This is a genomic window from Roseovarius autotrophicus (genome assembly GCF_018069895.1).
In the GTDB taxonomy this organism is placed as follows: Bacteria; Pseudomonadota; Alphaproteobacteria; order Rhodobacterales; family Rhodobacteraceae; genus Roseovarius; species Roseovarius autotrophicus.
Genome location: NZ_JAGQDH010000006.1, coordinates 186260 through 195186, shown reverse-complemented (window position 1 = coordinate 195186; position 8927 = coordinate 186260). Strand labels below are relative to the sequence as shown.

10 protein-coding genes and 2 pseudogenes are annotated in these 8927 nt (G+C 62.1%); 8 read left to right on the top strand and 4 right to left on the bottom strand.

The genetic code is table 11. The features are described from left to right. Window positions 1-81: 81 nt before the first annotated feature. Window positions 82-831, bottom strand: coding sequence for a type 2 periplasmic-binding domain-containing protein (locus KAK09_RS09625; protein ID WP_247651147.1), 750 nt, complete (start codon window positions 829-831; stop codon window positions 82-84). Continuing rightward, window positions 818-2110 (bottom strand): hydroxymethylglutaryl-CoA reductase, degradative, encoded by a 1293-nt coding sequence (locus KAK09_RS09620; RefSeq protein ID WP_210878720.1) that lies wholly within the window; start codon window positions 2108-2110, stop codon window positions 818-820. The genes KAK09_RS09625 and KAK09_RS09620 overlap by 14 nt, the downstream gene beginning before the upstream one ends. A 118-nt stretch (window positions 2111-2228) precedes the next feature. Between KAK09_RS09620 and KAK09_RS09615 the strand changes: the two genes are divergently transcribed. Next, window positions 2229-3593 carry an aminotransferase-like domain-containing protein gene (locus KAK09_RS09615; protein ID WP_210878719.1) on the top strand — a complete coding sequence of 455 codons (1365 nt, stop codon included), beginning with the start codon at window positions 2229-2231 and terminating at the stop codon, window positions 3591-3593. 321 nt (window positions 3594-3914) lie between these two features. On the opposite strand, the pseudogene KAK09_RS09605 reads toward KAK09_RS09615, so the two are convergent. Continuing rightward, a pseudogene (locus KAK09_RS09605) lies at window positions 3915-4104 on the bottom strand (transposase); the annotation flags it as partial. 17 nt (window positions 4105-4121) lie between these two features. Here KAK09_RS09605 and KAK09_RS09600 point away from each other — a divergent pair. Together KAK09_RS09600 and KAK09_RS09595 are read left to right on the top strand one after the other, a co-directional pair. After that, window positions 4122-4304: pseudogene (locus tag KAK09_RS09600) on the top strand (transposase domain-containing protein); the annotation flags it as partial. Beyond that, window positions 4259-4603, top strand: coding sequence for a hypothetical protein (locus KAK09_RS09595; protein WP_210878718.1), 345 nt, complete (start codon window positions 4259-4261; stop codon window positions 4601-4603). The pseudogene KAK09_RS09600 and the gene KAK09_RS09595, both read left to right, overlap by 46 nt. A gap of 328 nt (window positions 4604-4931) precedes the next feature. Here the strand turns inward: KAK09_RS09595 and KAK09_RS09590 are convergent, their stop codons facing one another. Beyond that, a complete protein-coding gene (locus KAK09_RS09590; protein WP_210878717.1) occupies window positions 4932-5345 on the bottom strand; it encodes an RrF2 family transcriptional regulator in 414 nt (137 codons plus the stop codon). 105 nt (window positions 5346-5450) lie between these two features. On the opposite strand from KAK09_RS09590, the gene KAK09_RS09585 reads away from it, so the two are divergent. Genes KAK09_RS09585 through ubiV form a run of 5 tightly spaced genes read left to right on the top strand, consistent with a single transcriptional unit; the run spans window position 5451 to window position 8883 of the window. After that, the gene (locus KAK09_RS09585) at window positions 5451-5879 is read left to right on the top strand and encodes a hemerythrin domain-containing protein (RefSeq protein WP_247651146.1); all 429 of its coding nucleotides are present in this window, start codon (window positions 5451-5453) and stop codon (window positions 5877-5879) included. 4 nt (window positions 5880-5883) lie between these two features. Next, window positions 5884-6444 carry a DUF2478 domain-containing protein gene (locus KAK09_RS09580; RefSeq protein WP_210878715.1) on the top strand — a complete coding sequence of 187 codons (561 nt, stop codon included), beginning with the start codon at window positions 5884-5886 and terminating at the stop codon, window positions 6442-6444. Further along, window positions 6441-6971, top strand: coding sequence for a ubiquinone anaerobic biosynthesis accessory factor UbiT (gene ubiT, locus KAK09_RS09575; RefSeq protein WP_210878714.1), 531 nt, complete (start codon window positions 6441-6443; stop codon window positions 6969-6971). The genes KAK09_RS09580 and ubiT overlap by 4 nt, the downstream gene beginning before the upstream one ends. Next, the gene (gene ubiU / locus KAK09_RS09570; protein WP_210878713.1) at window positions 6968-7966 is read left to right on the top strand and encodes a ubiquinone anaerobic biosynthesis protein UbiU; all 999 of its coding nucleotides are present in this window, start codon (window positions 6968-6970) and stop codon (window positions 7964-7966) included. Before ubiT ends, ubiU begins: the two co-directional genes overlap by 4 nt. A 5-nt stretch (window positions 7967-7971) precedes the next feature. Beyond that, entirely contained in the window at window positions 7972-8883 is a 912-nt protein-coding gene (gene ubiV, locus KAK09_RS09565) for a ubiquinone anaerobic biosynthesis protein UbiV (protein ID WP_247651145.1), read from the top strand. The last annotated feature ends 44 nt before the right edge of the window (window positions 8884-8927 follow it).

Here is an 8927-nt window from a genome sequence, read left to right as displayed (position 1 = left end):
CCAGTCACCCGCCAGCTACATGGAGAGCGCGGCTGACTGGCCGCCGCCCGCCACGCGCGCCCCGCAGAAACCCCAGGTGGCCTAGTTTTGCGCCGCCCCGTGGCCCAATTTTACTCCGGCGTTGACATCGCCCCGATCGGCAATGTCGATCAACCCGCGATCAAGCGCCGAATACACCTCGCCGGTCGGCAGTGGCGACACGGCAACCCCGAAATCCGCCATCACCGCCGACGCCAAGCCCACAAACCGCCCCTTCAGCCCTGCCATATCGGCAATGTGGCGGATTTCGACGCGGGAATGGATCGGCTCTTCGCCGTAGATAGTGGGAGCAATGTAGGTCAGGCCCGCATCAACATAGCTGCGTTTCGCCATCTCCAGCCCGCCGCGATAGTAGAACCATGCCTCGAATTGATCACCTTGCGGAAAGCCGAAGGGCACAGTCGAAGAGAAGCCATGCGAAGGGATGCGTCCGGCGGTGTAGCCGTCAAAGGTTTTCATCATTTCGAAGGCACCGCCCCGGACCGCGTCAAAAGCTTGAGCTGCGGGCACGATCTGCCCACCCGAGAACGGCCTGATCTGCAGTGTGCCGCCGGACAACTGCTCAACACGCGCGCAAAAGCGTTCCTCGTAGGCCATCGGGGTCGTGCCGCCATCCCACAGTGCCTGCATCCGCCATTGCGTCACGCCTTGGGCGCGCACGCTGCTGGCTGCCACGACGGCGGGTGCCGCCAGAATGGCCGCCCCTGCTCCGCGAATGAAATTTCGCCTTTTTGAATCTGACATGTCTTCTTTCCTCCCTTGAAGATGTCTAAGTGGGTTAAATGCCGTCAAGCAGTTCCCGCGCCTTGTCCACGCTCACGTTCCCTGAAGCGGCCAGCGCTTTCGCTACTGTCTCGATCTTCTCGCCCTGCGCGCCCGCCAGAATGGCGATGTTGCGCGCATGGAGCGCCATGTGCCCTTTCTGAATGCCCTCGGTCGCCAGCGCCCTGAGAGCGGCCATATTCTGCGCCAGCCCGACAGCCACCGTCACCTCAGCCAGTTCCTGTGCGGAAACCACCCCCAGCAACCTCAAGGCCGCCTGCGCAGCAGGGTGGGTTCTGGTGGCGCCACCTACCAGCCCCAGCGCCATCGGCATCTCAAGCGTGCCGTGCAACTGACCGTCCGCAGCTTTCTCCCAGTGTGTAAGCGACGAGTAGCGCCCGCTGCGCGAGGCATAGGCATGCGCCCCAGCCTCGATCGCGCGCCAGTCGTTGCCCGTGGCCACCACGACTGGATCAATGCCGTTCATAATGCCCTTGTTGTGCGTCGCCGCGCGATATGGGTCGATCAGTGCCAGCGCGCAGGCCTCCAGCATACCTTCGATCACGTCGGCCCCCGCCAGCGCGGAGGTGTTTAGTGCCTCGGGCGTCAGGCTGACACGGGCGCGCACAAGGCGTTTGTCGGCAAGGTTGGACAGGATGCGCAGCCGGACATGGCCACCTGTGACCTCTGCCACGTGCGGCGCAATGGCTTCAGCCATGGAATTGACCGTGTTCGCCCCCATCGCGTCGCGCACATCGACCAACAGGTGCATGACCACCATCGGCCCCACAGGCGAGGAGTCGAATACATGCACCTCGATATCCTTGCAGCCACCACCTAGCTCGATCAGCACGGTATCGCGCCGGTTGGCCATTTCGATCAGTTCCGGTGCCACCGAGAGCAGTCGGTGCCTTGCTGCTTGCGGGTCGCCGATGCCAAGCACTTGGATCTGCGCGCGCATCACAGGCGCGCTGGACGAGGTTACAAACCCGCCACAGCCACGCGCGATCCGCGCCATGTAGGAGGCCGCCGCGACCACCGAGGGCTCTTCAACCGCCATCGGCACCAGATAGTCGCGCCCGTTCACGGTGAAGTTGCTCGCCACCGCCAACGGGAGCTCAAACTTGCCAATGACATTCTCGATCATACCATTGGCGATAGTCATTGGCAGCGTCGGCGGCTCACCCAGTGCGGCGACGTCTGCCTCATTCAGCCCAGCGGCGCGGGCAATGGCTGCAAGGCGCTCGGCGGGCTCCATGCCGCGCAGGTTCTCGATACGGGATGTGATAGTATTGCTAGCTCGCGTCATATCTCTCCTCCGACCTTTGGGGAATGGATAGCGGCTCCATGTCGGAATAAAAGATACAGTTGGTAAAATAATACCCAAACTGTACCATGCTTTTGTCTGGCACAATCGAGGATGCGCAATGACCAAAACAGAGAGGATCGTAGACAGCCTGCGCCAACAGATTACGAAAGGCGTCCTCCACCCCGGCACCAGCGTGCCCTCGATCCGGCGCGCCGCTGAGATCCATGGCGTGTCGCGCAATACCGTTGTGGAGGCTTATGAACGGCTGGTGGCGATGGGGTATTTGGCATCAAGACGCGGTGCGGGTTTCTTCGTTGTCGAAACCATCCGACCGACCGTGCAGAATGGAACACCGCGCCACGTCGTCGAAGCCGTCGACCATATTTCGCTTCTGCGAGCCCAGCTTGACCAGAATTACAATGTGCGTGTCGGAGATGGCCGCCCTCCCGGCAGTTGGATGGCCGCGACCATCCCGCGCCGTATATTTGCGGCTTCTGCCGATTCCATCGCGGACAGTTCCGGCTATGGCGTGCCCAAGGGCAACAGCTCTATCCGCGAGCTGATCGCCGCGCGCCATCAGAGCCAGAACATCGACCTGTCGCCCGAGCAGATCGTAACTACCTTCGGCGGCAACCACGCGCTGGACCTGATCGTGCGGCGTTACCTGCGACCGGGCGATTGCGTGCTTGTCGATGACCCGGGTTATTATCCGCTGTTTGCCAAACTGAAGCTGGCTCAGGTGCGGTTCGTCGGTGTTCGGCGTGGGCCAGTGGGGCCATGTCTGGAGGATTTGGCGAAAAAGGTGGCGCTTGAAGCGCCGAAGATGTTTTTCACCCAGTCACTGGCGCAGAACCCCACCGGCAGTTCGGTGGACCTTCCCACCGCGCATGGCATTCTGCGGATCACCGAACAGGCAGGTTGTCGGGTAGTCGATGACGACCCGTTCATTGATCTGCCGGGCATCCAAGGGGTGCGGCTGGCAACCCTGGACCAGTTTCGTAATGTAATCTTTGTGGGCACCTTCTCGAAGATGCTTTCGGCCAGCTTCCGCTCTGGTTATATCGCTGCCGCGCCGGATATCGCCGCCGAGCTAGCTGAGCTGAAGATGATCACCTCCGTCAACAGCTCAAGGTTTTCCGAATTGATGATTGTCGATATCATTCGCAGTCGTCGTTACCAGAAACATCTCAACCGGATTGCCCGGTTGACCCATGACGCCGCTCTGGCGCTTGCACAAACGCTGCGCGAGCTGGATTTGTGCACCCATACCACTCCTGCCCAGGGGTATTACACCTATCTCATGTTACCCGATGGCGTGGACGATCTGTCCCTTGCCCATCGCGCTGCCGCAGAGGGGATATTTTTGGCTCCTGGCACGTTCTTCTCGGTTGATCCTGCGCAACACCGGCATGGCATCCGCATCAACGTGGCACGTGCGAATGATCCTCGTTTCACCCGTTTCCTACTCAACAACCTGACGTGATGGTAAGCAGGCACAGATGGCGTTCCGTTACCAGGTTTGCGGGATGTCGCGTTGCCCTTAAATAGGCTCTGACTCAATCTGTGTGGCGGAACGGTAGCATTCTCGCCCGCAACAATTCTGGACCGGCCCGGTCGTACATGGCGCGTTTGAGGGTCTTCAGGCGATTGATCTGACCTTCCGCCTGGCCGTTGCTCCAGGGCATCTCGATGGCGTTTTTGACCGCATCGTAGTCCCGGTTCAAGATTCCATGGGCGGTGGACCGGGCAGTGTCCCCGGTGATGGTGTATGAGCGCCGACCCTCGGAGAGGCTCGGTCTCTCGGTCAGGCTGCCACGGCGGGCAGCGTGATGGTGGGATTGTCGGTCACGCGGGCGAGCGAGGCGGATGATGGCGTCGTCGTTCGGAAAGATCCCGATGACGTCGGCCCGCCGCTTGATCTCGCGGTTCACCCGTTCGAGTGGGTTCGTGGACGCGATCTGGGCCCAGTGCTCGCGTGGGAAGTCCATGTAGGCACATCATCAACGCCTGTGGCGGGCACCGCGCCGCCGCTATGTACGCGCTCATCGGCACAGCCAAGCTGAACGACATCGACCCGCAGGCATGGCTCGCCGACGTCATCGCCCGCATCTCCGACATGCCCGTCTCGCGGCTGCCTGAGTTGTTGCCATGGAACTGGCAGAAGCAGGCACCCCGATCGGCCGAGGCTGCATGATGGCCCGGATCACCCATGTCCACACCATCGATGAGGTCGCAAGGAGGATCGGCGAGAACCTCGAACTCATCGAGGTTGTCAGCGCCAATTCCGACAACATTGATTATGGCGAGATGATCTGGGTAGACGACGGCACCGAGGAGGGGATCAAGACCTTCACAGACCGTGGCATCGAATGCCTGCAGGAACTTCTCGCGGACATACGGACATGGGATGGCGGGATCCGTGAGTTCCTGCGCGACGAACAGTGTGATCCCGAAGTCATCGAGAGCATCATGGCCGACGAGAAGAGCCTCTGAGGCAAGACGGTCGTCGGCGGAACCTTACAGAATTTGCGTGCATGGTGATGATCCACCAATCGGACCGCAGACCCCGCCCGGTCACTATTGCGCGCCGATCAACAATCAGGTCAAAAATGGCAGGCGGGGGCGGCGTCGCGCTTGCCGCAGACGGGGCTTGATGCGGGACTGGACGATCTCGCGCTCCTCGATGGTCCACGGCCGGTTGGCATGGGCCCCATCCTTTCGGTCGCATGGGCCGCATGCACGCCCCTGTGTCGAGGGCCGGTGCCCATGAATGCCTGCAATGGAGCTGCGCGGTGCTCGCCGTGATGACCTTGGCGGTCTGTCACGCCTCGTGCGGGCGATAGACGCAATCCGCCAGCGAGCTGCGGTTGAGTTCGGCGATGAAGGCGGCCTCGGCATGAGCCAGCCGCATTTTCAGACGGCAGTGTGGCATTAGTGTGCAGGCGGCGCCGCCGGGCAGGAAACATTCGACCAGCGCCTGACCTGCCTCGAGATGCGCCACGACATCGCCCAGCCGGATATCCTCAGGTCGACGAGCGAGCACCGCACCGCCGCCGCCGCCGCGGCGTGTCTCAAGGTAGCCGGTCGCCGAAAGCGACGACATTACTTTCGCCAGGTGGTTGCGCGATACACGGAACTCCTCGGCCAGTTCCGCAGTGGTGAACGACTGATGGGGGCTGCCTGCCATCCGCATGAGAACCCGAAGCCCGAAATCGGAGAAGGAGGTGAGGCGCAAGATCAAGTTCCCGATTTGGTATTTACAATGCGTATTAGGCGGGCGTAATCGGTAGTCAATTACCAAATCGCCACCACCACGCAAATGCACTGGATTTCGTCAGCCATGAAGGAACTGCTCGACAACGCCGCCCCGCAAGACGCCGATGCCTTGATCGTCCATGACCTGAGCCGCTATCACGAGGTTCACCGGTCCGACCTGACGGCCCTGCACCCGCTGGCGCAAAAGGTCGAGAAGATCCGTGCCGAAGGCGCGCGGGGGCTGGCGTGGGCCTTGCTGACCCTGTGGCGCGAGGTGGAAGCTCGCATGGCCAAGGTGGAAAGAGTTCTCTTTCCCGCGATGCGCGCCGAACACGAGGATCGTGCGGCAAACATCGCGCATATCCGCGCGCTGACTGCGGACCTGTGTCCACCGGACCACGCCTGCGGTTCATGCCGTGCACCCTATACCGGAACCGGAAAGCTGTCAGACGACCTCGCAATGCATTTCACGCTGGAAAACACAGTTCTATTTCCCCGGTTCGAGCGAGGGTGAGGAGATGGCGATTGCATCAGTCATGGCGGTCGGTCGCGGCGCGACGGATTGGTTGCTGTCGAGGGTTGTTGCCCGGCTGAAAGATGAAGATGTCCGGGTTCTGGGCGCGTTGCGGCCCGTAGCACCGGGCCGTTCGGAGGAGCAATGCAACAGCGACCTGTTGCTCTTGCCCGACGGGCCGGTCGTTCGGATCACACAGGATCTGGGCTCCGGGTCGCAAGCCTGCCGGATGGATGCCGGTGCCCTGGAAGCGGCGGTGGGACAGGCGACTGCGCGCCTGGCCGGGCAGGGCGCAGATCTCGTCGTTCTGAACAAGTTTGGCCTGAGCGAGGCTGAGGGGCGCGGCTTTCGTTCGTTGATCGGCGAGGCGCTCGCGCAGGGTGTCCCGGTTCTGATCGGGGTCTCTGAAACGCATCGCGCCGCCTTTGAGACGTTCGCGGACGGGATGGCCGAGAAACTGCCGCCCGATGAGGATGCGGTTCTCGGTTGGTGCCGAATGATGGTTGACATGGCGCCCGCTGCTTCCGGCGCCGACCCGTTCACACAGAAGGAGACGAGGACATGACCTCGGATACCGTCTTGTCCCGCCGGCCGGGCTTGCCCGGTCAGGGCGCTGTGGCGCAGCTGGCTTGCACCTTGGTGCAACCGCTCTTGTCGCGCGTGGTGCGCCGTATCGCAGCGGCCCATCCATCGCTTTTCGCGCGGCTCGGGCCTCACCAGACCACCGACTTCCTGATTGATCCGGTGGAACTGCCCTTTGCCCTGCACCTCAGACCCGACCCGCTGGCACTGGTGTTCCGTGCCGTCCCGCGCCATGCCGTGCCCCAAGTGGGCGCCACAATTCGCGGGCGGTTCATGCTGTTGCTGGAACTGGTCGATTCCGAAGAGGATGGCGATGCCGCGTTCTTTTCCCGCGATCTCGAAGTGACCGGCGATACCGAAGCTGTGGTCCGGCTTCGCAATGCGCTTGACGATGTGGACGGCTCCATCGCCGAGGAAACAGCCAGCATGTTCGGGGCTCCGGGACGTACCATACTTGCGCGCATGCGCCGCGCCTACGCAAACGAGCCGAAAGGACACGCAACCCGATGAGCCTTGCCGAACTGATATGTCCCGCCGGCACACCCGCCGCCCTTCGCACCGCGGTCGATGCGGGGGCCGATGCGGTCTATTGCGGATTTCAGGATGCCACCAATGCGCGGAACTTTCCTGGACTGAATTTCACGCCAGAAGAACTGGAGGCATCGGTTGCCCATGCGCATGCCAAGGCCACCAAGGTCCTGCTGGCGCTCAACACCTATCCGCCTGCCGGGAAGGTCGACCTGTGGCGGCAGGCAGCAGATACCGGGGCGCGGCTAGGTGTTGATGCCTTCATCGTCGCGGATATGGGGGTTGCCGATTACATTGCGCGCACGCATCCCGACAAGCGGCTTCATTTGTCCGTTCAGGCCGCCGCCTCTAGCCCGGAAGCGATCCGCTACTACTGCGAAAACTTCGGCGTCAGGCGCGTGGTCCTTCCGCGTATCCTCACGATCCCCGAGATCCGACAGATCCGCAAGGAGATCCCTTGCGAGATCGAAACCTTCATCTTCGGAAATCACGGGCTGATGGTGGAGGGGCGGTGCAGCCTGACCAACTACCTCACCGGACAATCGACCAACATGGATGGTGTGTGCTCTCCGGCCTCCGACGTGGAATATCTTCGCCATGAGGATGGGTCGATGTCCTCGCAACTTGCCGGGTTTACCATCGATCGCTTCAGCCCGGACGAAAAGGCAGGCTATCCGACAATCTGCAAGGGACGCTACACGGCGCCGCACCGATCCGAGGGTTACTATGCGTTTGAAGAGCCGATCAGCCTCAACCTCTCGCGGCTTTTGCCCGAGTTGATCGATGCGGGAGTGCATGCGTTCAAGATCGAAGGTCGTCAACGTTCCAAGAGCTATGTGCGCGGCGTGGTTTCGGCCTTTCGTCAGGCGGTCGACGACATCCGCGCGGGCCGGGAGGCTCGGATCGCCGATCTGGTGGCCCTGACCGAAGGCCAGAAGCAGACCCAGGGCGCGTTCGAGACCAGGAAATGGCGGTGAAAGACATGATGAAACTGACACTGGGACCGATCGCCTATCACTGGGCCGCTGACACCCGCCGCGACTTCTATGCGCGCATCGCCGACGAGGCGCCGGTGGACGAGGTTTATCTGGGCGAAGTGATCTGTTCCAAGCGGGCGCCTTTCCACGAACCCGATCTGCCCGGCACGATCGAGCGATTGCAGCGCGCTGGCAAGACGGTGGTCCTGTCCTCGCTGGCCGAGGTCATGCTGAAACGCGAGCGCAGGGCCACCGAAGATCTGATGTCGATGGAATGGCCGGAGATCGAGATCAACAACGCCGCCGGCCTTTATGCGCGGGGGAACCGCCCGCATCGCATCGGTCCGTTCATGAATGCCTACAACGAAGCGACGATTGCCTGGATGGCCAGGCAGGGCGCAACGCATGTGTGCCTGCCCACCGAGATGCCGGCGCCGGCCATTGCCGTCGCGGCCCGGGCCGCAGGGGAATTGGGCATCGGTATCGAGGTGCAGGTCTTCGGTCGTGCGCCCCTTGCGGTATCGGCGCGCTGCTATCATGCTCGTGCTCACGGCCGGACAAAGGACAATTGCCGCTTCGTCTGCGAAGACGATGCCGACGGGATGCCCCTTTTCACTCGGAACGAACAACCGATCCTGCGCGTGAACGGCATTCAGACCCAGTCCGAAAGCTACGTTGATCTGCTGCCCGAAACCGGACAGCTTGCGGCGGACGGCGTCACCCATCTGCGATTGATGCCTCAGGATGTCGATATGGTGGGCGTGGCATCGGCCTTTCGCAAGGTCCTGAACGAAGAGCAGGCGCCGGACGAGGCCGAAACGTCGCTGCGAGAAATCTGCCGGGGGAGGCCGTTCAGCAACGGGTTCTATTACGGAGAGGCCGGGTATCGCCGTATCGCCATGGCCACACCGGCCTGATTGTGGCGGAAAACGGGCATGACCACCACGGCGGTTGAGAAACC

Bases quoted from the DNA above. Each gene is read 5' to 3' on its own strand.
- KAK09_RS09615 (WP_210878719.1), top strand. From the start codon at position 2,229: ATGACCAAAACAGAGAGGATCGTAGACAGCCTGCGCCAACAGATTACG.
- ubiT (WP_210878714.1), top strand. From the start codon at position 6,441: ATGACCTCGGATACCGTCTTGTCCCGCCGGCCGGGCTTGCCCGGTCAG.
- KAK09_RS09620 (WP_210878720.1), bottom strand. From the start codon at position 2,110: ATGACGCGAGCTAGCAATACTATCACATCCCGTATCGAGAACCTGCGC.
- ubiU (WP_210878713.1), top strand. From the start codon at position 6,968: ATGAGCCTTGCCGAACTGATATGTCCCGCCGGCACACCCGCCGCCCTT.
- KAK09_RS09595 (WP_210878718.1), top strand. From the start codon at position 4,259: ATGGAACTGGCAGAAGCAGGCACCCCGATCGGCCGAGGCTGCATGATG.
- KAK09_RS09580 (WP_210878715.1), top strand. From the start codon at position 5,884: ATGGCGATTGCATCAGTCATGGCGGTCGGTCGCGGCGCGACGGATTGG.
- ubiV (WP_247651145.1), top strand. From the start codon at position 7,972: ATGATGAAACTGACACTGGGACCGATCGCCTATCACTGGGCCGCTGAC.
- KAK09_RS09585 (WP_247651146.1), top strand. From the start codon at position 5,451: ATGAAGGAACTGCTCGACAACGCCGCCCCGCAAGACGCCGATGCCTTG.